Source organism: Nitrospirillum amazonense (assembly GCF_007828045.1).
Classification (GTDB): domain Bacteria; phylum Pseudomonadota; class Alphaproteobacteria; order Azospirillales; family Azospirillaceae; genus Nitrospirillum; species Nitrospirillum amazonense_C.
On record NZ_VITN01000005.1, the window covers coordinates 124,195 to 144,985 of the forward strand.

The window sequence follows — 20,791 nt, forward strand, 5'->3', positions numbered from 1 at the left end:
TTAGCCGATACGGATCGAAGTGTCGGTCTTGAACGCGTAGCCGGGCACTTCCAGGTTACGCGGCGCGGGACCCTTGCGGATGCGGCCGGACGTATCATAGACCGAACCATGGCAGGGGCAGAACCAGCCGCCGTACTCGCCGCGGGGATCGGAATTCTTCTGCCCCAGCGGGATACAGCCCAGGTGGGTGCAGATGCCGACGACCACCAGCCATTCCGGCTTCTTCGCGCGGTCCGCGTCCTTCTGCGGGTCGCGCAATTCGGAGACGTTCACGTCCGTGGCGGACTTGATTTCCTCGGGCGTCCGGTGGCGGATGAACACCGGCTTGCCGCGCCAGGTCACGGTGATGGACTGCCCCACCTGCACCGGCGCCAGGTCCACATCGGTACTGGCCAGCGCCAGGGTGTCGGCCGCGGGGTTCAGGCTGTCGATGAAGGGCCACACGGTGACGGCGGCGCCCACGACACCGGTCGCGGCGGCAGCCAAGTATATGAAATCGCGGCGCGAGGGATCCCCGCCGCTGTGAGAGCCGCTCCCCGGCCCATGCCCGGCCGTCTGGGTCGTGTCCGCCATACCAAGCTTCTCCTCGAAGTCAGGGGCACCTGAAAACGCCCCGGCGCCCGCCTCACAAGGGTTTCCCAATGTTCTTATATCCTTACCCAAGCGGACCAGCCTTGCGCAGGCCCACGGCGAATAAGGTTGACGGCCGGTGTCTTGTCCGGTCGCGGTAAATCCATATACATGCCCCCCAAGGCCTTGGGAAGCGTATGAATGTGCCCTCAACGCTATTCTTAGCTGCACAAGCGAAAGGTTTGGCGGCTTAAGAGCTAGTCTTTCCAACACCTTATCGGACTACCTTCCCGTGCGGATCGCCCTTTACCAACCCGACATCCCCCAGAACGCCGGCACCCTGATGCGCCTTGGCGCCTGCCTGAATGTGGGCATCGACATCATCGAACCGTGCGGATTCGTTCTGGACGATAAACGCCTGCGCCGGTCGGGCATGGACTACCTGGAGGGTGTGGATCTGGTGCGCCACACCTCCTGGTCCGCGTTCGAGACGCGTCGGCGGGCGAACGGTCAATCCCAGGGCGACGCAGGGCAGCCCTCCCCGGGGCGGGGCGGGTCCGCGCCCCGCCTGCTGCTGCTGACCACCCGCGCAGCCTTGTGCTACACCGATTTCGTCTTCCAGCCGGACGACATCCTGCTGCTGGGCCGGGAATCGGCCGGCGTGCCGGAGGAGGTGCACGCCGCCGCCGACGCCCGCCTCGCCATACCCTTGCGCCCAGGCCTGCGTTCGCTCAACGTCGCCATGGCCGCCGCCATGGTGGTGGGCGAGGCCGTCCGCCAGTTGGACGCCTGGCCCCGCTGACCTCTGGAACCTGCCTACCTGGAACCCATTGATGACCGACATTCCCCTGTCCTCGAGCCTGCTGCCCGCCGAAGCGCTAGCCGGCGACGCCCCTCTGGCGGAGGAGCGCAAGGCCCGGGCATCCGCCTGGTTCCAGGATCTGCGCGACCGCATCTGCGCCGCCTTCGAGGCCATCGAGGATGAGGCGGCCGCCCTGCCCGCCTATGGCGAGGGCGCGCCGGGCCGGTTCGAGCGCAAGGCCTGGGCCAGAGTTACTGAGACGGGCCCCGATGCGGATGGCCAGACCAAGGGCGGTGGCGGCGTCATGTCACTGATGCGCGGCCGGGTGTTCGAGAAGGTGGGCGTCAACATCTCCACCGTCCACGGCACCTTCTCCGAGGAATTCCGCGCCCAGATCCCGGGGGCGGCCACCACCGGCCGCTTCTGGGCGAGCGGCATCAGCCTGGTGGCGCACATGCGCAGCCCCCTGGTGCCGGCGGTGCACATGAACACCCGCCATCTGGTGACGGAGCAGGCTTGGTTCGGCGGCGGCGCCGACCTGACGCCCATGTTCCTGGACAGCGCCGAGACGGCGGAGGACGCCGCCACCTTCCACGCGGCGCTGAAGGCCGCCTGCGACGCACACGGCGCCGACTACTACGTCCGCTTCAAGGAGTGGTGCGACCGCTACTTCTTCCTGCCCCACCGCAACGAGCCGCGCGGCGTGGGCGGCATCTTTTACGACCGGCACGACACCGGCGACTGGGAGGCCGACTTCGCCTTCACCAAGGCCGTGGGCCAGGCCTTCCTGGATGTCTACCCCCTGATCGTGCGCCGGCGCCTGGGCCTGCCCTGGACGGAAGCGCAGCGCCACCACCAACTGGTGCGCCGGGGCAGGTATGTGGAGTTCAACCTGCTGCACGACCGGGGCACCCTGTTCGGCCTGAAGACCGGCGGCAACATCGAGGCCATCCTGATGAGCCTGCCACCCGAGGTGAAATGGCCGTAAGCGCAATCTGACCTGAGCACACCACCCCAGCGGCGAAACCCCTGGTCGCCCGCGACTGCGGACGCCGGAGATTTCTGAGGAGCCGAGGGCGGACTGGAAATCGAGAACAGGGCAGGACGCGGATGTGTCCGCCCGCCGTCCGAGGGCGAAAAACAAGGGCCCCGAGGACATCACCCCGGGGCCCGATAAAAAGAGCCGGTCGACGGAAGGGGAAAGGAGGCCGCCATTCCGCCCGTCGCGCCACACGACTAGCGCGCCGCCGACCGGCTGTACGGTGCCCTGTCTAAACGGGGGCGAGGACTCCGCATCGCCCAGGCCCCAGGCACCGATAGGAATTCAACACAACTCAGGGCGCCTTGCCGGCGTCCGCACGATCTTTGTCCAGCAGGGGCTTGAAGGCGGCGGCCAGGGCCACGTCAGCCTGGTCCACCTTCTGGTCGCCGTTCTTGTCGTGGAAGCCGAACATGCGCCAGCCGGACGCCATGAACTCCTCCCGCGACATCTTCTGATCGCCATCCAGGTCGATGGCGACGAAGCGGATGTGGGTCTGCTTCAGCTGCTGGGCCTTGCGCTCCGGCGCCACGTTCTCCTTGTTCAGCCGCGCCTCGAACTCGGCGGTGTATTCCGCCTCACTCACCCAGCCGTCGCCGTTGGTATCCAGCGCCTTGAACTGCTGGTCGCGCACCGCCTGGTATTCCTGGGCGGTGACCACACCATCGCCGTTCCGGTCATGCTCCTTGATGAAGCTGGCGATGTCGTGCGAGGCCGCACGAGCGACGCCGGTGGCCAGCAGGGCGGCGCCGATCAACGTGGTCGCGGCGAAGCGGGCGGGGCTGCGGGCAAAAGCGCGGCGGTTGGGGGCCATGACGGAAAATCCTTGGGAAAGCGGGCATCGGTGACGGGCGCCGGGGGCGTCCCACGTTGGCCCCCACGCCGCGTCCATCAGCGTCGGGCACTACCAATAATGATAGTCATTCTCATTTGCAAGCTGAAAAATGATCCTTGCGTCGGGTGGCGGCGCGGCCCCTCAATGAGAGCCAATTGCTATTCTTAAGAGAAAATCTAATGGATCAAAGCTCGTGTATATATCCCGCAGCGTAACAACCTCTGAGGGAGATATCCATGCCAAGCCCAACCATCACCTACCACGATATCCTGCCGCCCAACTCCTTCGTGACCGGCATCCGCCAGGATGGCGGCGGAGGCCAGCCCGTCGTGCTGTCCGGCAATTACCAGCCCACCGGCGGCGGCAAGCCGCAGGCGATGCTGTATCGCGGGCCGCTGTATCCCACGGACAGCAACGGCATCTTCCCGTTCCTGCCCGCCTTCCCCGGGCAAACCGTCGTCACCTCGACCTTCTACGGCCCCAACACCGCCCTGTTCGACCCCAGCCTGGGCCACGGCAACGTGCGGGCGGTGGGCAGCTACCAGTATGAGGAAAGCGGCCAGGGCGACCACGGCATGATCTACCAGGGGCCGCTGGACGGGTCAGGCATCTGGACGCAGATCGACGTGCCCGCCGACGTGGCCGGCGGCACCGTGGCCAACACCCTGGCGCACAGCACCATGGGCGACCTGGTGGTGGGCAACTACGACCTGACGGGCCAGCCCGGTTCCGGCAACGGTTTCATCTACAACGTGAAGACCGGCACCTTCCAAGTGTTGGACATCGGCGCCCTGGCCACCCTGTACGGCATCTGGCAGAACGGGCCCAAGGACCTGGCGCCCTACACGCTAGCAGGCGGCTACAAGCAGGGCCACGGCCTGAACACCGGCCTGCTGGCGGACTACGACCCCGCCACCGGCACGCTCAGCCGCGTCACCTCGCTGAGCTATGAGGGCAAGCCCGGCATCGTCACCCATTTCGAGGGCATCAGCGCCGTGCCCGGGGGCTATGCCCTGGCGGCCACCACCGACGCCGACGGCGCCTTCGTCCATGTCGACCGCCTGGCCGATGGCGGCTTCGGTCCGGCGCGCTGGCTGCCGGCCGCCAACCCGGCCAGCGCCAGCATCAGCACCGCCAACTCCATCCTGCGCAACAACCTGGTCGGCATCTACCACCCCGCCAGCGGCGGCGTGCAAAGCTACGTGGCCACGCTGGCGGACTGACCGCCCAGCGAAGGGACGCCCATCGGATTGACAGCCCCGCTGGCCCATGCAACGCTGATCAGCCGTCGGTTGATCACGGTTTCACCGGACCGGCGGGGTATCAAAAAACGGGCATTTATTCCAATAAACTCAATCAACTGCGAACCGGCGCCACCAAGGCCGCCGGGCCGATAAGACGGGGAGGCTCGCCGCACTTCAAAAATAATGGAGGCGGAACGGGCATGGGTTTTAGGGACATGAAAAGGCGCGACCTGCTGAGCCTGATCGGCACGGTGGCGGGCAGCGCCGTGATGTATCAGGCGGCCACCAGCCTGGGACTGGCGGCGGAGACCACCTACAAGGGCCCCATCAAGCTGGACGGCGACGCCAAGGGCGCGTCCATCCTGATCCTAGGCGCCGGCGTGGCCGGCCTGGTGGCGGCGATCGAGCTGCGCAAGGCGGGCTACAAGGTCCAGGTGCTGGAGTACCGGGAGAAGGCGGGCGGCCGCAGCTGGAGCTTGCGCGGCGGCGACACCTACACCGAGCTGGGCGGCTTCAAGCAGACGGTGGGCTTCGACAAGGGGCTGTACATCAACCCCGGCCCCTGGCGCATCCCCTACCACCACCGCGCCGTGCTGGATTACTGCCACCGCTACGGCGTGGCGCTGGAGCCGTTCAACCAGGTCAACTACAACGCCTATCTCCATTCCGCCAAAGCCTACGGCGGCAAGCCGCAGCGCTTCCGCGAGATCCAGGCCGACTATCACGGCCACGTGGCGGAGCTGCTGGCCAAGCTGACCCACCAGAACGCGCTGGACGGCACGGTCACCAAGGAAGACCAGGAAAAGCTGCTGGAATCGCTGCGCGGCTGGGGCGGGCTGGACAAGAACTACGCCTATGCCGCCAGCCTGGAATCCAGCAACGTGCGCGGCTATGAGAAGGCGCCCGGCGGGGGCATGAACGGCGCGCCGGTGCCCTCCACGCCTGCGTCCTTACGCGACGTGATGCAGGGCGGCCTGTGGCGCTTCCTGGGCATGGGCCTGAGGGATGAGTTCCAGTCCACCATCTTCCAGCCGGTGGGCGGCATGGACCAGTTCCCCACCGCCCTGGCGCGGGAGGTGAAGGATCTGATCCGCTTCAACACCAAGGTGACGGAGATCCACCAGGACGACCACGGCGTCACCGTCACCTATACCGACACTGTAAAGGGCGGGGCAGCGCAGACAGCCAAGGCGGACTGGTGCCTGTGCACCATCCCCCTGTCGGTGCTGAGCCAGATCAAGCTGAACGTGGGACCCAAGATGGCCAGCGCCATCAGCGCCGTGCCCTATGAGGCCGCGGCCAAGGTGGGCCTGCAGTTCAAGCGCCGCTTCTGGGAACAGGACGAGGCCATCTACGGCGGCATCAGCTTCACCGACCTGCCCATCGCCATGATCGGCTACCCCAACAGCGGCTATGGCAGCCCGGGCAAGGGCGTCCTGCTGGGCACCTACGTCTTCGGCGCCTACGCCATGGAATACACCGCCATGCCGCCGGAGGAGCGCATCAAGCGCGCCCTGGCCTACGGCGCCCAGATCCATCCGCAATACACCAAGGAGTTCGACACCGGCGTGGCCGTGGGCTGGCATCGCGTTCCCTGGACCCTGGGCTGCCACGCGTCATGGACCGAGGAGACGCGGGCCGCGCATTACCAGGACCTGTGCCAGGTGGACGGGCGCATCGCCCTGGCGGGTGAGCACGCCAGCTACATCACCGGCTGGCAGGAGGGGGCGGTCCTGTCCTCCCTCGACGCCATCACCCGCCTGCACCAGCGGGTCGTGACGGCCTGACGCCCCCTATCCCGAGAGACACGCCATGACGATCTTCAAGTCTTTCACGGTGAAGGCGGCCGGCCTGACGGCGCTGCTGACCGCCCTCCATGTCGCGGTGGGGGTCCTGCCCCATCCGGCCCACGCCCAGGCGTCGGACGCCAGCTCCGCCGCCTTCGCCAGCCCGCGCCATTTCGGACAGAAGGACGGCGCCGCGCTGTACCAGGCCATCTGCCAGGGCTGCCACATGCCGGACGCCAAGGGCGCCACCGGCGCCGGCACCTACCCCGCCCTGGCCGGCAACCCTAACCTGGAAGCGGCGGGCTATCCCGTCGCCATGGTGGTGCACGGGCAAAAGGCCATGCCGCCCATCGGGGAGTTCCTGGATGACGACCAGGTGGCGGCAGTGGTGAATTATGTCCGCACCCACTTCGGCAACCACTACACCGACACGGTCACGGCCGCCGATGTGAAGGCGGCCAGATGAGGTTACAGGGCCGGGATCGGACCGTTCGATCCCGCCTTGTTCCCTATTATTCCCCGGCCCCTATTGTTCCCCGGTGGAGGCGCCGGCGGACAGGCGCCGCTCCAGCTCCGCCAGGCAAGCGTCGCGGTCGGGCTGGAAGTCGTGGGCGATCCACCAGCGCTCCAGCTCGCCCATCAGGCGGCCGACCTCCGGCCCCGGCGGCTGGCCCCTGTCCAGGATGTCCTGGCCGCGCAGGGGGAAGGGGATTTCCCGCCAGGCGGAGGCCTCGGCCAGGGGTTCGAACAGCTCGAAGGCCGGCGTGCCCATGGCGGCGGCCGACAGCAGCAGCACGGCGCGGTAGATCTCCGGCCCCAGGCGGTGCAGGGCGATGCGCCGCGACTTGAAGGGCAGCTCGGGGTGCACGTCCACCACCGGGGCGGCGATGGCCGCCAGCCGGTCGCGCTGGAAGTTGGAGAAGCGCAGCCGGTCGGCCACCGCCTCCGCCGCGCTGTGGGCCAGGGGGCCGGCCGGCAGCAGCGCCGCCAGGCGGGCCAGCGGCTCCGTCTCCCCCACCATCCATTCCAGCCGGTCCAGCGCCGCCAGGCGGTCCACCGCCACGGCCTGGGGCAGGACCTGCTCCATGATCCCCTGGTCGACCATGATGCGCCAGACCTCGGCGGCCCGGTCGGTGGCCAGCAGCTTCAGCAACTCTTCCCGCACGCGCTCCCCCGACAGGCCGCCGACCAGGGGCGCCAGGCGGGTGCAGGCGTCCAGCGCGGCCTGGTCCGGCGGACCCTTGCCCAGGCGGGCGTAGAAACGGAAAAAGCGCAACAGGCGCAGCACGTCCTCGCGGATGCGGGTCTCGGCATCGCCGATGAAGCGCACGCGCCCCGCCGTCAGGTCGGGCACGCCGCCGAAGGGGTCGTACAGCTCGCCATCCACGGTCAGCGATAGGGCGTTGAAGGTGAAGTCGCGCCGCGAGGCATCGGCCAGCCAGTCGTCGGTGAAGGCCACCCGGGCGCTGCGGCCGAAGGTTTCCACATCCTGGCGCAGGGTGGTGATCTCGAACGTCTCGTTGCCGATGATGGCGGTGACGGTGCCGTGCTTCAGGCCGGTGGGCACGACACGGATGCCGTCGGCCTTCAGCCGCCGCATCACCTCCTCCGGCGGCAGGGGGGTGGCGATATCGATGTCGGCCGCCTGGATTTCCAACAGGCAATCCCGCACGCAGCCACCGACGAATCGCGCCTCCTGCCCGGTGCGCATCAGGGATTGCAGGACACGGCGGCTGGCCACGGAAGCCAGCGGGCCCGTGGGCACCAGGGAGCGGACGGAGGTCATGGCGCCTTAAGGTTGTATTTTATCGCAATTTTATCAAGTCCGGGCGGCGGGGGCAACGACCGCGCCCAGGACATACGACATGCCGCCGCCGTCAACCGGGCAATCCCAGCACCTCACACAAGTTCACCAGCATCCCAGCCGTGGCCCCCCAGATGTAGCGGTCATCATAGGGGAAGACCCAGAAGTGCCGGAGGGCGCCCTTGAACTCGCGGGACTGCCGCTGGCGGCTGCCGGGATCCAGGATGAAGCTCAGCGGCACCTCGAACACCTCCTGCACCTCGAACGGGTCCGGCTGCAGGAAAAAGGGCGGGTTGACCAGGCCCACCACCGGCACGACGCGGAAGCCGGTGCGGGTGTGGTAGGTGTCCAGCCGGCCCACCACCTCCACCTGGGTGGGGGCCAGCCCCACCTCCTCCTCCGTCTCGCGCAGCGCGGTGGCGATGGCGTCAGTGTCCTCAGGCTCCACCCGGCCGCCGGGGAAGCTGATCTGGCCGCCATGGGCCGCCAGGTGGGCGCTGCGCTGGGTCAGCAGCACCGTCATGCCCTCCGGCCGGTCGATCAGGGGCACCAGCACGGCCGCATCGCGCACCGTCGGCGGCGGATCGAACACGCCGCCCACATCCACCTCGTTGCCGTCGCGGTCGCCCCGGGCGCCGATGCCCGGCCCCTCGAACGCGAAGGCCCCCTCGTGCCGGCCGCCTTGGGGCCCCTGGGCGAAGGCGCGGCGGACCGCCGCCGCCGCCGTCATGCCCCCTCCAACCGGAAGAACACGCCCTGGCTCCATACCCCGGCCGGGCCATCCCCGGCCCCCTCTTTGGCCCCATCTTTGGCCCCATCTTTGGCCAGGGCCATGTCGGCCAGCTCATAGAACACCGGGCGGTTCAAGCGCGCCTCCAACCCGCGGCCGATGTCGCCGCGCACGTGAATGTAGGGGCTGGGCTCCCCCGTCGCCGGGTCGATCGCCACCCGAATCGGATGCTCCGCCCCAGCCGTGACCCAGTGGTCCAGGTTGGTGCGGAAGGACAGGGCCTGGCCCCGCCCCTCGCCCTCGCGCCGCATCTCCACCGCCACGAAAGGCGCGTCATCGACGCGGATGCGTCCCCGCTCCGCCGGGGTGATCAGCCAATAGTCCCCCGCCTCGTCCCGCCGCAGGACGGTGGAGAACAGCTTGACCAAGGGCAGCCGGCCAATGGGGCTGCCGTGATAGAACCAGGTGCCGTCGCGGGCGATGCGGATGTCATATCCTTCATCCGGCCGGGTGTCGGACCCACCGTCGCCAGGGCCGCGCGCCGCCCGCAGGCCGGCCAGGTCGGCGGGACCTTCCGGGGCGGTGGCGGGTTTGTCCGCGGCGTCCTGGCCGATTCCAGGACCAGCATCGGGCTTGCTTTCCGTCATGACGCAATCAACCATCAAGCCAAAAGTCCGTCCCATCAGCCTATCGGCCGATGCGGGGGGACCGGAAATTTTTCCGATTCCGGCCACAAAGCTAGCATAAAGGGGGCTGGCATAAAGGCCCGGAGCCGGCGTTCTGGCATTGCTGGCGAACAATTGCACTCTTGGGAGACCCCGCGTTGAGCATCACCGACCTGCCCCGTGACCAGGTTTACCCGGATGCGAGCCTGGCTTTGGACATCGAAAACACCGGCCTGAAACTGGCCGGCGTGCGCGCCATGATCGGCCAGGCCATCTTCGGTCAGGAAGAGGTGATCGACCTCAGCCTCGTCACCCTGCTGGCGGGCGGCCACCTGCTGCTGGTGGGCGTACCCGGCCTGGCCAAGACCCGCCTGGTGGAAACGCTGGGCATCGTGCTGGGCCTGGACGAGCGCCGGGTGCAATGCACCCCCGACCTGATGCCCGCCGACATCCTGGGCTCCGAAGTGCTGGAGGAGGGGGAGCACGGCCGCCGCGCCTTCCGCTTCATTCCCGGCCCCGTCTTCGCCCAGCTGCTGATGGCGGATGAGATCAACCGCGCCAGCCCGCGCACCCAGTCGGCCCTGCTGCAAGCCATGCAGGAAGGCCGGGTTTCGGTGGCGGGGCAATACCATCCCCTGCCCCGCCCCTTCCATGTCCTGGCAACCCAGAACCCGCTGGAGCAGGAGGGCACCTATCCCTTGCCGGAGGCGCAGCTGGACCGATTCCTGCTGCAGGTGGACGTGACCTATCCCGAGCGCGACGCCGAACGGCTGATGATGATCGCCACCACCGGCGCCACCGCGGCCGCCGTGCGCCCGGTGCTGACGGCGGCGGAACTGCAGGCGGCGCAGGAGCTGGTGCGCCGGGTACCGGTGGGCGACAGCGTGGTCGATGGCATCCTGGACCTGGTGCGCAGCGGCCGGCCCGAGACCAGCGAGATGGCGGAGGTGCGCCGCCACGTGGCCTGGGGCCCCGGCCCCCGCGCCGCCCAGGCCCTGATGCTGGCCAGCCGCGCCCGGGCCCTGATGGACGGGCGCTACACCCCGTCCCTCGACGATGTGGTGGCCCTGGCCAAGCCGGTGCTGCGCCACCGCATGGCGCTGAACTTCAGCGCGCGGGCCGAGGGCGTCACGCTGGACGCCGTCATCGACCACCTGTGCGCGCCGCTGGCTTGATGTCCGCCGCCATCCCCAAGCCCCCCCAGGATCCCGCGGATCCCGCGCCGGCGGCCCCTGGGCAAGCCGCTGGCCGCCTGCGCGACCGCGCCGATGCCTTGGCCCAGCGCCTGCCGCCGCTGCTGGTGGCGGCGGAACGGGTGGCCGCCGCCGTGACGCCCGGCCTGCACGGCCGCCGCCGCGTGGGCACGGGTGAGGCCTTCTGGCAGTTCCGCCGCTATCAGCAGGGCGACGACACCGACCAGATCGATTGGCGCCAGTCGGCCAAGGGCGATCATGTCTATGTGCGGGAAAACGAGTGGGAGGCGGCACAAACCGTCTGGCTGTGGCGCGACGCCGGCCCGTCCATGGACTGGCGGTCGGACCGGGAGCTGCCGCTGAAGCGGGAACGCGCCGACCTGCTGGCCATGGCGCTGGCCTGCCTGCTGGTGCGCGGGGGGGAGCGCGTGGGCCTGATGGGCGGCCCCCGCCCCCTGCCCGGCCGCCCCGCGCTGGAGCCCCTGGCCCTGGCGCTGACGCGTGTCCCCTCCGCGCCGCCGCCGCCGGTGCCGCCGGCTCAACCCCTGGCCCGCCACGCGCGGCTGGTGGTGATGGGCGACCTGCTGGCATCCCTGGACGACATACAGGCCGCCGTCGCCTTCCACGCCGGGCACGGCGTGCGGGGCCATCTGCTCCAGATCCTGGATCCGGCGGAGGAAACCCTGCCCTATGAGGGGCGCGTCGAGTTCCGCGCGGTGGAGGGCGAGCAGCGCCTGCTGGTACCCCGGGTGGGCGGCCTGCGCGGCGCGTATCAGGAACGGCTGGCCGCCCACCGCGCCGGCCTGGCCCAGATCGCGCGCGCCAGCGGCTGGTCCTTCTCCCTGCACCACACCGACAAGCCGCCCCAGGCCGCGCTGCTGGGCCTGTGGGGCGCCCTGTCGCAGGAAAGCGTGAGGAACGCGGCTGCCCATTCCGGCGTCACCCACGCGCCCACCAGTTGGACAAACGAGGGGGGCGTCTGATGGCCTTCGCCAGCCCGCTGGTGCTGTGGGCCCTGGTCCTGCTGCCGGGGCTGTGGTGGCTGTTGCGGCTGACGCCACCCGCACCCAAGCGCGTCACCTTCCCGGCCCTGCGCCTGCTGCTGGGCCTGACCGCGAAGGAGGAAACGCCGGCGCGCACGCCCTGGTGGCTGCTGGTGCTGCGCCTGGCGCTGAGCGCCCTGCTGATCATCGGCCTGGCCCGGCCGCTGCTGCACCCCGACGCCACGTCCGCCGCCGGCACCGCCCCCCTGTTGCTGGTGGTGGACACCGGCTGGGCGGCGGGGCGTGACTGGCCGGAGCGGCAGCAGGCACTGGACCGGCTGGTGACCCAGGCGGAACGCCAGGATCGCCCCGTCCTGCTGCTGGCCACCGCCGCCGGTGCCGGCGGCGAAGCGCCACAGGTGCAGGGTCCCATGAGCGCCACGGCCGCGCGCCGGCTGGTGCAGGCCCTGGCGCCACAGCCCTGGCCCAGCGACCGCGCCGCAGCCCTGGGCGCCCTGGATACCGCCCAGAAGACCGGCCCCCTGACCGGGATCGCCGCCGACAGCTATTGGCTGGCCGACGGCCTGAACGACGGCAGCGTGGCCACGCTGGCCGGCCGCCTGCGCGCCCTGGGCCGCGTCACGGTGATGACGGCTGGCGCCGACCATGGCCCCTTGCTGGTGCGCGCGCCGAATAACGACGCGAGTGCCCTGATGGTGCCGGTGGAGCGGGCCGAGGGGGCCGAGGCCCAGCCCATCGCCGTGGAGGCGCTGGGTGAGGATGGCCGCGCCCTGGGCCGGGCGGAAGGCATCTTCGCCCCCGGCCAGCGCCAGCTGACCCTGCCCCTGACCCTGCCGGGGGAACTGCGCAACGCCGCCGTCCGCCTGCACCTGGAGGACCGCACGGGCGTGGGCGCCAGCCTGCTGCTGGACGATCGCTGGCGCCGCCGCCCCGTGGGCCTGGCCACCGCCGGCCCCGGCGGCGACAACCAGCCCCTGCTGTCCAGCCTCTACTACCTGGACCGGGCTCTGGCCCCCTATGCCGAGGTGCGGCGCGGCACCATTTCCGCGCTGCTGGACGGCGGCGTCTCCATCCTGGTGCTGCCCGACAGTGGCGCCCTGACCGACAGCGACACCACCCGCCTGGCCCGCTGGATCGACCAGGGCGGCGTGTTGCTGCGTTTCGGCGGCACCCGCCTGGCCCATGAGTCGGAGCCCATGGGCGCGGAAACCTTGCTGCCCGTGCGCCTGCGCGGCGGCGACCGCTCCCTGGGCGGCGCCCTGTCCTGGACCACGCCCGCCCACCTGGCGCCCTTCGACGACAAGAGCCCCTTCGCCGGCCTGGCGGTGCCGTCCGACGTGACCGTCAGCCGCCAGGTACTGGCCGAACCCGGGCCGGACATGGGTGACAAGGTCTGGGCGCGGCTTGAGGACGGCACGCCCTTGGTGACGGGCGAACGGCGGGGCAAGGGCTGGCTGGCGCTGGTGCACACCAGCGCCGATCCCGCCTGGTCCAACCTGGCGCTGTCGGGCCTCTACGTCGACATGCTGCGGCGCCTGGTGGGCCTCAGCGACGGCTTGCCCGGCGGCATCGGCGGCAATGCCGGCGGCGCCCTGCCGCCCCTGTCGCTGCTGGATGGCCAGGGCCGGCTGATCGCCCCCTCCGCCGTGGCCCAGCCGCTGGAGCCGGAAGGCAAGGATGAAGCCAACGGCACCCCGGTGGGGCCGCTGCACCCGCCGGGCTATTACGGCGTGGGCGACCGGCGCCGCGCCCTGAACCTGGCTGGATCCGTGGCGCCGCTGGTGCCCATGGAGCCGCTGGCCGGCGTCGCCTACCAGGGCTTCGGCGGCACCCGGGAAACGGACCTGCGCCCCTGGTTCCTGGGCCTCGCGGCGGCGCTGTGGGTGGCCGACCTGTTCCTGTCGCTGCTGGTACGGGGCCTGCTGCCCACCTCGCTGCGGCCCAATGCACGCTGGCGCCGGGGCGGCGCCGCGGCGGCACTAGCGCTGGCAACGGTGCTGACCGCCCCGCGCGGGCACGCCGCCACGCCGGAGGATGAGATCGTGAAGGCCACCACCGCCAACTGGCTGGCCTATGTCGAGACGGGCGACCGCGCCGCCGACGCCACCACCAAGGCCGGCCTGCTGGGCCTAGGCCAGCAGCTGAACCGCCGCACAGCGGTGGAGGTGGCGGGCGCCATGAGCGTGAACGTGGAAAAGGACGATTTGGCCCTGTTCCCCCTGCTGTACTGGGTGGTGACGCCGGGCCAGGCCGCCCTGTCCGACGCGGCGGTGGCCAAGCTGAACCAATACTTGCACGCCGGCGGCATGATCCTGTTCGACACCCGCGACCAGGGCGCCCCGGACGCCGGCATCCAGGCGCGCCTGCGCGATCTGACCCACGGCCTGGACATTCCACCCCTGGCCCCGGTGGGGCCGGAGCATGTGCTGGGCCGCACCTTCTTCCTGATGCAGGACTTCCCCGGCCGTCAGGCGGGCGGCCAGGTATGGGCTGAAGCGTCGGAGGGTCGCGTAAACGATGGCGTCTCGCCCGTGCTGGTCGGCGGCAACGACTGGGCCGGCGCCTGGGCCGTCGATGGCCAGGGCCGGCCGCTGAACGCCGTGGTGCCCGGCGGGGAACGCCAGCGCGAGATGGCCTACCGCTTCGGCATCAACCTGGTGATGTACGCCCTGACCGGCAACTACAAGGCCGACCAGGTGCACGTGCCGGCCATCCTGGAGCGGCTGGGCCAATGATGAACCTGTTTTCCGGCCTCAGCCTCAGTTTCGAACCGCTGCTGCCCCTTTGGCTTCTGATCGGCCTGGGCACCTTGTCGCTCATCGGCCTGGCCCTCATGGCCTGGCGCCGGGCGCGCGGCCTGACCTGGCGCGCGGTCACCCTGGCGGCACTGGCCCTGCTGCTGCTGGACCCTGCCCTGGTGCGGGAGGACCGCCACCCCCTGAAGGACGTGGCCGTTGTGGTGGTCGATACCTCCGCCAGTCAGAACGTGGGCCATCGCAAGGAACGCACGGACGCGGCCCTGGCCGCCCTCAAGGCCAAGCTGTCCCAGGTACCCGACCTGGACCTGCGGGTGGTGGAGACCGGCACCTCCACCGCCGGCGGCAGGGGGGAGGAGACGCGGGCCATCGACGCCCTGACCCAGGCCGTGGCCGACGTGCCCCGCCGCCGCCTGGCCGGCGCCATCCTGCTGACCGACGGCCAGGTGCACGACGTGCCGGAAAAGCCGGAGAGCCTGGCCGACCTGGGCCCCGTGCACACCCTGCTGACGGGCGAGCATGGCGAGGGCGACCGCCGCCTGGTGCTGGTGCGCGGCCCCAGCTATGGCATCGTCGGCAAGACGGTGACGGCCACCGTGCGGGTGGAAGACCTGCCGGCGCGAAAGGGTGCGGAGAGCGCCCTGCTGACCATCCGCCAGGACGGCCAGCCCGAGCGCCAGGTGCCGGTGCCGGTGGGGGAGGACGTGCCCCTGACCATCACCGTGGGCCATGGTGGCCCCAACCTGCTGGAACTGTCGGTCAACGCCGGCCCGGCCGAGCTGTCCATGGCCAATAACCGCACCGCCTTCATCGTCAACGGCGTGCGCGACCGGCTGCGCGTGCTGCTGGTGTCGGGCGAGCCCCACGCGGGCGAACGCACCTGGCGCGACCTGCTGAAGGCCGACCCGGCGGTGGACCTGGTGCATTTCACCATCCTGCGCTCGCAGGAAAAGTCCGACAGCACGCCCATCCGCGAGCTGTCGCTGATCCAGTTTCCCATCCGCGAGCTGTTCGAGGTGAAGCTGAACGACTTCGACCTCGTCATCTTCGATCGCTATCGCCAGCGCAACGTCCTGCCCATGGGCTATCTCGCCAACATCGCGGAATATGTGCGCAACGGCGGCGCCTTCCTGGAGGCCAGCGGCCCCGCCTACGCCACGCCGCTGTCGCTGTACCGCACGCCGCTGGGCGACATCCTGCCGGGCGAACCCACGGGCACGGTGACCGAGCAACCCTACACCCCCACCCTGACCGAGGCCGGCCGCCGCCATCCCGTCACGGCCGGCCTGGACGGTTATGGCGAAACGGCGCCGACCCAGGGAAACCAGCAGAAGGCCCCCTGGGGGCGCTGGTTCCGCCAGATCGACATCGTGCCGCGCCAGGGCACGGTGGTGATGAACGGCGCCAACAACCAGCCGCTGGTGGTGCTGGACCGCGTGGGCAAGGGACGCGTGGCCCAGATCGCGTCCGACCATATGTGGCTGTGGTCGCGCGGCTTCGAGGGCGGCGGGCCGGCGGCGGAACTGCTGCGCCGCCTGGCCCACTGGCTGATGAAGGAACCCGCGCTGGAGGAGGACGACCTCAAGGCGCACGTGGACGGCGACCACCTAGTGGTGGAACGCCGCTCCCTGAAGCCGGATGCCGACCCGGTGGAGGTGCGGTCCCCCAGCGACGCCGTCACCAGCCTGCCCCTGGCCGACAGCCCCGATGGCGTCGCGCGCGGCAGCCTGGCGGCGACCGAGCCCGGCCTGTGGCGGGTGAAGGACGGCGACCGCACCGCCCTGGCGGTGGTGGGCGCCCTGAACCCGCCGGAACTGGCCGACATGCGCACCACCCCCGACCGCCTGGCCCCGCTGGCCAAGGCCACCGGCGGCGGCGTGTTCTGGCTGGCGGATGGATCCGGCGCGGGCGGCCTGCCCGACCTTCGCCGGGTCGGCCCCGGCCAGAACGCCGCCGGCGGCGCCTGGCTGGGCCTGCGCGCCAACGGCGACTACACCGTCACCGGCGTCGCCCGCGTGCCCCTGGTGCCGGCATGGCTGGCCCTGCTGACCCTGGCCGCCCTGCTGGTCCTGGGCTGGCGACGCGAGGGACGATAAACATCCAAAACCCTTTATCAGCACTTTAACTGACATTTATCAGCATGATATCGACGTTTTAAATGACATCAGCCGGTAAGCTGGCCAACATGGCCCCATGTACCAACCCCATTTCACCATCACGCCCGGCATCACCAAAGCGCTGATGTCCATCGAGGCAGCGCGCCAGACCATCCTGGCACTGCCCATTGATATCGACATGTTGGCTTCTCTACGGGAAACGGCGCGGCTGGTCGCCACCCACTATTCCACCCAGATCGAAGGTAACCGCCTGACCCAGGCGGAGGTGCACCAGATCCTGGCCGGCACACATATTCCGGGACGAGAGCGCGACCAGACGGAAGTGCGCAATTATTATCGTGCCATTGAGGAGGTGGAGCGCCTGGCCCAACGGCCGGACGTACCGGGTGAGCGGGACGTGCGGCGCCTGCACGGCTTGGTGATGCACGGCAAGGCCACCCCCACGCCCTATCGCGACGGCCAAAACGTCATCCGTGAGGCGGCAACCGGCCTGATCATCTATATGCCCCCCGAGGCGGCGGACGTGCCGGCGCTAATGGCGGATCTGATGGCCTGGATCCAGATGGAAATGGATCGAGACGAACTGCCCGCACCCATCATCGCCGCCATCGCCCACTACCAGTTCGCCACCATCCATCCCTACTACGACGGCAATGGCCGTACCGCCCGGCTGCTCACGACATTGCTGCTGCATAATGCCGGCTACGGGCTGAAGGGTATTTACAGCTTGGACGAATATTATGCGCGCAACCTACAGGGCTATTACCGAGCACTGACCGTTGGGCCGTCACACAACTACTACATGGGCCGGGCGGAGGCCGACATAACGGGGTTCATCGCCTATTTCTGCGAGGGCATGGCCGATGCCTTTGCCGCTGTGCGCTTCCAAGCCGACAGGGCGGCAACACGAGGAGCGATGGACCAGAGCGGCGTGTTGCGGCGCCTGGACCCACGGCAGCGGCGGTTATGGGAATTACTGCGCCGGCAGGGCACCGCGACCAGCGCCGAAATCGCCGCCAACCTAGGCCTCAGCCAGCGCACCGTGGTCGGACTGTGTCGGGATTGGGTAGACAACGGGTTTCTTGAGGTACATGACCCGTCGCGCAAAAACCGCGCCTATCGGCTGGCGCACGCTTTCGACGCCAAGTAAACGCCCCTCACGCGCCCCGCTGCCAGACCTTGGTCACCAGGAAGTGCTGGGCCAGGAACTGGTAGGTCTTCTTCAGTCGCGCCTCCAGTTCGGGGCCGCGCTCCAGCGGTTCGCCGTCCCAGGCGTAGATCATGTCGTCCCACAGCATCAGGCGGGTGTGCAGCTCATCGCGCATGCGGCGGATGAAGGCCACCTGGCTGTCGTAGGATTTCAGCACCGCCATGATTTCGCTGGTCTGGGCATCCAGCTGGCCGAAGATGTCCTCGAAATCCAGGATGGGTTGCTTGACCAGGGCCATCATGCGCGTCATGTCGGCCTGCAGTTGGCGGTCGGTCTTGTAGATGCGGCCGGCCTGGGCCACGCCGGCGATGATCTGCTGTACCTGGCCGTAACGGTCGCGCAGCGCTTCGATATAAGACAGCTCGCGGGCGATCGATTCGACCTTGTCCACGATCTCCTGCTTGCGGTCGTCGGGCAGGCCGAAGCGGCGGGCCAGTTCGCTGAAGGCCTGCTGGGCGCGCTGCTTGGTTTGCGGATCCTCCACCACCTGCTCCAGCTGACCGCGGTCGGTGATCAAGGTTTCCTTGCCCGTGATCCAGGACACCAGCTGCACGGTGATTCGGCCGCGCGCGATCTGCAGGTGGCTGTCCTCCACCCGCCAGGACGCGCTGCCGTCCAGCAGTTCGCGCGGGATGCTGTCGCCGGGCCGGATGGTCTTCACATATTTCAAGCCGCGCTCGACCACACCCAGCAGGGTGGCGTCGGCGCTGTTGTCGTCGATGCCGAAGGCCTCGCGCAGGGTGCGGAAGGGTATCTTGCCCCACACGTCGCCCAGCTGAACGTTGTAGACGGCCTCATTGGTGTCGCGGGTGAAGGAGAAGAAGGCGCCGGGAACGGCGAACACCTTGTTCTCGAACATGAAATGCGTGCTGCGGCTGGCCTCGGCCTCATCCGAGGCGGCGCGCGATGCGCCAGCGGCACCGTCACCAGCGCCTTCCTCGGCCGCGGCCGCCTGCACCGGATAGTCACGTCCCAACATCGTCTCCGGTCAGTTCCGCCCCACACGCCGTCCCGGTATCGGCCCGCGGGAACGACCCTGCGCTCCCCCGGCCGCAACCGGATGGCCCCTAGGCAGAAGGTGACACAGATTTGCCAGCCCGGCGATAACCTCATTTTAATGAGGCAAGCTTACCAGGTAGTTAAGCCAGCGGCGGCATAAGCCGGCCGGGACTCGCCTGTCAGTCGTCGTTCATCACCTGCGCCGTCTTCAGCGCGTCCCGCACCAGGACGCCCTTGCGCAGGATGTTGTCGATGACGCGGCCCTGCACCAGGCTGATGCCCATCTTCTCCGCCCAGATGAGGCCGGAGACGGTGCCGCAGCGGGCCAGGATGTAACGGCAGTTTTCCTGTTGCCGCACCTTTTCCTGCAGCGCGTCGATCTCCTCCTCCGTCATGCTTTCCATGTCGGGGGACCAGATGATCTTGGCGTAGTCGCAGGCCATGTATTCCAGGTCCATATGGGTGACCCAGAAGTCGTTCAGCCCGTCGATGCAGATCTTGTAGCCACGGGTGGCGGCGAAATCGACGACCTCCTTGTACATCGAGACGTTCTCGATCAGGTCGGTCTTGTTGATTTCCAGGATGACGTTGCCCCGCAGGTCCGTCGTCAACCGCTCATCGAACTTCACGAAGCTGGCCGACAGGATGGTGGCCAGGTTCAGGTTCAGGCCCAGCCGCTTGCCGCGCAGGAAGTCCACGCCGTAGTTCAGCGCGCGCAGGACCGACAGGTCCAGTTGTGAGGTGAAGTAGCTGAACAGCCAGCGGTTGGCAGTGATGTCGAAGTCGGGCGATAGCCGCTCCTCCAGCGCCTTGATGGCGATGTAGAGCTCGAAATACTCGTACTCGTTCTCGGTGGGGTTCTGGATGTTCACCACCGGCTGGTTCAGCATGAAGGGCGACAGGTCGAACATCTGCACGGCGCGTTCGATCTTGCCCAGTTCCTCCAGCGTGATGGGGGGCTTGGTCTGCTCCACCGGTGCGTCGCCGCCCTCGCCCTTCTGCAGGCCTTCGATGAAGCGGATGACGCTGACGAAGTTGAGCGACAGCTCCATGATCGAATAGAGGCTGTCTTCCCGGTAGGGATTCTGCTTCGTCATCGTCGTGCGCGACAGCAGCAGCTTTTCAATCTTGGAGCAGACGTCGCTGATCAGCGAGAACTTGATGCCCTTGTAAAGGACGATGACGTCGTCGTTGGACAGGTTGAAGACCTGCAGGTACGAGGAATTGTCCGCCGTCTCCTGCATGGCCCGCTTGATGGACATGAGGTCGAGGTTGCTCTTGTCCTTCAGCAGGGACAGATGCAGGTGGATGAGACGCAGGCCCTGCAGTTCCCGCTTGGCGGATTGCAGCAGGGTCAACAGCTTCTGATCGTCGTGTTCCGGCTTTTCAGGCAACGCCACCGGACGCTCGCCGGGCTTTACCCGGACCCAATCCCGTTTCGGCGCATTCGGACGATTCATCTCATCTCCGCAACCGGATGCTTCCAAGGCCCCGGGCAACAACTAGGACGCGCAATTTTTCCACAGTGGACCGGGCCCACGCCCCTGAGCCCGAAGCAATCCGACACACGTTCACCGCCGGCGCCAAAAGGCTGGGGCCGCATCGCCGCCGCGTCCCCCGGGCCATCCGCGCACAACCTTCCCTGACAGGATATCATGGCCGATACTTTGGCCAATTCAATATCCCGCTATCCCTCAGGATGGCGCCCCCAGCGGGCAAACCTATCCTTGCGGCAATAATACTTTGGAAGAGGCGGTCACGATACCTAAAATTTGACGAATCCTGACATTGCGCCCCACCGACACCGCGCCGCCCTCGAATCGCGCAGTATAGGCAGCCGCCACGCCAATCGCATTGGCCGCGCCGGCAGTAATACACGCCAAAGTGGCGCGCCTATCCTGTGATTCGAGAGAATAGCCGGGGGAGATGGCTGGGGCGGGAGGGATCGAACCTCCGCATGGCGGAATCAAAATCCGCTGCCTTACCGCTTGGCGACGCCCCATCACCGGGCCTCCCGTCAGGGAGGGCGGCACCAT

The 20,791-nt window shown here is 68.6% G+C and carries 17 protein-coding genes and 1 tRNA gene; 10 read left to right on the top strand and 8 right to left on the bottom strand.

Features of this window, described 5'->3' with window-relative positions:
• The gene (petA, locus tag FBZ89_RS10290) at window positions 1-573 is read right to left on the bottom strand and encodes a ubiquinol-cytochrome c reductase iron-sulfur subunit (protein ID WP_145749904.1); all 573 of its coding nucleotides are present in this window, start codon (window positions 571-573) and stop codon (window positions 1-3) included.
• Between the two features lie 289 nt (window positions 574-862).
• Here petA and FBZ89_RS10295 point away from each other — a divergent pair, with 289 nt between their 5' ends.
• Both FBZ89_RS10295 and hemF read left to right on the top strand, forming a co-directional pair.
• Window positions 863-1,372 (top strand): tRNA (cytidine(34)-2'-O)-methyltransferase, encoded by a 510-nt coding sequence (locus FBZ89_RS10295; RefSeq protein ID WP_145749905.1) that lies wholly within the window; start codon window positions 863-865, stop codon window positions 1,370-1,372.
• Window positions 1,373-1,403: 31 nt separating this feature from the next.
• Entirely contained in the window at window positions 1,404-2,360 is a 957-nt protein-coding gene (gene hemF / locus FBZ89_RS10300) for an oxygen-dependent coproporphyrinogen oxidase (protein ID WP_246172126.1), read from the top strand.
• Window positions 2,361-2,706: 346 nt separating this feature from the next.
• Here hemF and FBZ89_RS10305 read toward each other — a convergent pair whose 3' ends face one another.
• Window positions 2,707-3,225 (bottom strand): CREC-EF hand family protein, encoded by a 519-nt coding sequence (locus FBZ89_RS10305; RefSeq protein WP_145749906.1) that lies wholly within the window; start codon window positions 3,223-3,225, stop codon window positions 2,707-2,709.
• Between the two features lie 257 nt (window positions 3,226-3,482).
• Between FBZ89_RS10305 and FBZ89_RS10310 the strand changes: the two genes are divergently transcribed.
• From FBZ89_RS10310 to FBZ89_RS10320, 3 genes are all read left to right on the top strand, one after another.
• Entirely contained in the window at window positions 3,483-4,469 is a 987-nt protein-coding gene (locus tag FBZ89_RS10310) for a hypothetical protein (RefSeq protein ID WP_145749907.1), read from the top strand.
• 236 nt (window positions 4,470-4,705) lie between these two features.
• On the top strand, window positions 4,706-6,277 hold the full coding sequence (locus tag FBZ89_RS10315; protein ID WP_145749908.1) for an NAD(P)/FAD-dependent oxidoreductase: 1,572 nt from the start codon (window positions 4,706-4,708) through the stop codon (window positions 6,275-6,277).
• A gap of 25 nt (window positions 6,278-6,302) precedes the next feature.
• On the top strand, window positions 6,303-6,743 hold the full coding sequence (locus FBZ89_RS10320) for a c-type cytochrome (RefSeq protein ID WP_145749909.1): 441 nt from the start codon (window positions 6,303-6,305) through the stop codon (window positions 6,741-6,743).
• 60 nt (window positions 6,744-6,803) lie between these two features.
• Here the strand turns inward: FBZ89_RS10320 and FBZ89_RS31910 are convergent, their stop codons facing one another.
• The 3 genes from FBZ89_RS31910 to FBZ89_RS10335 all read right to left on the bottom strand — a co-directional run bounded on the left by FBZ89_RS31910 (window position 6,804) and on the right by FBZ89_RS10335 (window position 9,458).
• Window positions 6,804-8,063: a CCA tRNA nucleotidyltransferase gene (locus FBZ89_RS31910; protein WP_145749910.1), complete on the bottom strand. Its 1,260-nt coding sequence runs from the start codon at window positions 8,061-8,063 to the stop codon at window positions 6,804-6,806.
• A 91-nt stretch (window positions 8,064-8,154) separates the two neighbouring features.
• On the bottom strand, window positions 8,155-8,811 hold the full coding sequence (locus FBZ89_RS10330; protein WP_145749911.1) for a CoA pyrophosphatase: 657 nt from the start codon (window positions 8,809-8,811) through the stop codon (window positions 8,155-8,157).
• Window positions 8,808-9,458: a DUF1285 domain-containing protein gene (locus FBZ89_RS10335; RefSeq protein WP_145749912.1), complete on the bottom strand. Its 651-nt coding sequence runs from the start codon at window positions 9,456-9,458 to the stop codon at window positions 8,808-8,810. Before FBZ89_RS10335 ends, FBZ89_RS10330 begins: the two co-directional genes overlap by 4 nt.
• 176 nt (window positions 9,459-9,634) lie before the next feature.
• Between FBZ89_RS10335 and FBZ89_RS10340 the strand changes: the two genes are divergently transcribed.
• From FBZ89_RS10340 to FBZ89_RS10360, 5 genes are all read left to right on the top strand, one after another.
• Complete coding sequence (locus FBZ89_RS10340; RefSeq protein ID WP_425465955.1) at window positions 9,635-10,651, top strand: AAA family ATPase; 1,017 nt, start codon at window positions 9,635-9,637, stop codon at window positions 10,649-10,651.
• Window positions 10,651-11,652 (top strand): DUF58 domain-containing protein, encoded by a 1,002-nt coding sequence (locus FBZ89_RS10345; RefSeq protein ID WP_145749913.1) that lies wholly within the window; start codon window positions 10,651-10,653, stop codon window positions 11,650-11,652. Before FBZ89_RS10340 ends, FBZ89_RS10345 begins: the two co-directional genes overlap by 1 nt.
• On the top strand, window positions 11,652-14,408 hold the full coding sequence (locus FBZ89_RS10350) for a DUF4159 domain-containing protein (protein WP_145749914.1): 2,757 nt from the start codon (window positions 11,652-11,654) through the stop codon (window positions 14,406-14,408). Before FBZ89_RS10345 ends, FBZ89_RS10350 begins: the two co-directional genes overlap by 1 nt.
• On the top strand, window positions 14,405-16,525 hold the full coding sequence (locus tag FBZ89_RS10355; RefSeq protein ID WP_145749915.1) for a hypothetical protein: 2,121 nt from the start codon (window positions 14,405-14,407) through the stop codon (window positions 16,523-16,525). Before FBZ89_RS10350 ends, FBZ89_RS10355 begins: the two co-directional genes overlap by 4 nt.
• 97 nt (window positions 16,526-16,622) lie before the next feature.
• Window positions 16,623-17,696: a Fic family protein gene (locus FBZ89_RS10360; RefSeq protein ID WP_145749916.1), complete on the top strand. Its 1,074-nt coding sequence runs from the start codon at window positions 16,623-16,625 to the stop codon at window positions 17,694-17,696.
• A 7-nt stretch (window positions 17,697-17,703) separates the two neighbouring features.
• On the opposite strand, the gene FBZ89_RS10365 is transcribed toward FBZ89_RS10360, so the two are convergent.
• From FBZ89_RS10365 to FBZ89_RS10375, 3 genes are all read right to left on the bottom strand, one after another.
• A complete protein-coding gene (locus FBZ89_RS10365) occupies window positions 17,704-18,735 on the bottom strand; it encodes a hypothetical protein (RefSeq protein WP_145749917.1) in 1,032 nt (343 codons plus the stop codon).
• Between the two features lie 199 nt (window positions 18,736-18,934).
• Window positions 18,935-20,215, bottom strand: coding sequence for a hypothetical protein (locus tag FBZ89_RS10370; protein WP_145749918.1), 1,281 nt, complete (start codon window positions 20,213-20,215; stop codon window positions 18,935-18,937).
• 467 nt (window positions 20,216-20,682) lie between these two features.
• Window positions 20,683-20,757 (bottom strand) — tRNA-Gln (locus FBZ89_RS10375).
• Between the last annotated feature and the right edge of the window lie 34 nt (window positions 20,758-20,791).

What these genes read in the sequence shown, in the direction of transcription:
- FBZ89_RS10315 (WP_145749908.1), top strand. Translation starts at nt 4,706, where the DNA reads ATGAAAAGGCGCGACCTGCTGAGCCTGATCGGCACGGTGGCGGGCAGC.
- FBZ89_RS10335 (WP_145749912.1), bottom strand. Translation starts at nt 9,458, where the DNA reads ATGACGGAAAGCAAGCCCGATGCTGGTCCTGGAATCGGCCAGGACGCC.
- FBZ89_RS10355 (WP_145749915.1), top strand. Translation starts at nt 14,405, where the DNA reads ATGATGAACCTGTTTTCCGGCCTCAGCCTCAGTTTCGAACCGCTGCTG.
- hemF (WP_246172126.1), top strand. Translation starts at nt 1,404, where the DNA reads ATGACCGACATTCCCCTGTCCTCGAGCCTGCTGCCCGCCGAAGCGCTA.
- petA (WP_145749904.1), bottom strand. Translation starts at nt 573, where the DNA reads ATGGCGGACACGACCCAGACGGCCGGGCATGGGCCGGGGAGCGGCTCT.
- FBZ89_RS10350 (WP_145749914.1), top strand. Translation starts at nt 11,652, where the DNA reads ATGGCCTTCGCCAGCCCGCTGGTGCTGTGGGCCCTGGTCCTGCTGCCG.
- FBZ89_RS31910 (WP_145749910.1), bottom strand. Translation starts at nt 8,063, where the DNA reads ATGACCTCCGTCCGCTCCCTGGTGCCCACGGGCCCGCTGGCTTCCGTG.
- FBZ89_RS10345 (WP_145749913.1), top strand. Translation starts at nt 10,651, where the DNA reads ATGTCCGCCGCCATCCCCAAGCCCCCCCAGGATCCCGCGGATCCCGCG.
- FBZ89_RS10310 (WP_145749907.1), top strand. Translation starts at nt 3,483, where the DNA reads ATGCCAAGCCCAACCATCACCTACCACGATATCCTGCCGCCCAACTCC.
- FBZ89_RS10330 (WP_145749911.1), bottom strand. Translation starts at nt 8,811, where the DNA reads ATGACGGCGGCGGCGGCGGTCCGCCGCGCCTTCGCCCAGGGGCCCCAA.
- FBZ89_RS10305 (WP_145749906.1), bottom strand. Translation starts at nt 3,225, where the DNA reads ATGGCCCCCAACCGCCGCGCTTTTGCCCGCAGCCCCGCCCGCTTCGCC.
- FBZ89_RS10370 (WP_145749918.1), bottom strand. Translation starts at nt 20,215, where the DNA reads ATGAATCGTCCGAATGCGCCGAAACGGGATTGGGTCCGGGTAAAGCCC.
- FBZ89_RS10360 (WP_145749916.1), top strand. Translation starts at nt 16,623, where the DNA reads ATGTACCAACCCCATTTCACCATCACGCCCGGCATCACCAAAGCGCTG.
- FBZ89_RS10320 (WP_145749909.1), top strand. Translation starts at nt 6,303, where the DNA reads ATGACGATCTTCAAGTCTTTCACGGTGAAGGCGGCCGGCCTGACGGCG.
- FBZ89_RS10365 (WP_145749917.1), bottom strand. Translation starts at nt 18,735, where the DNA reads ATGTTGGGACGTGACTATCCGGTGCAGGCGGCCGCGGCCGAGGAAGGC.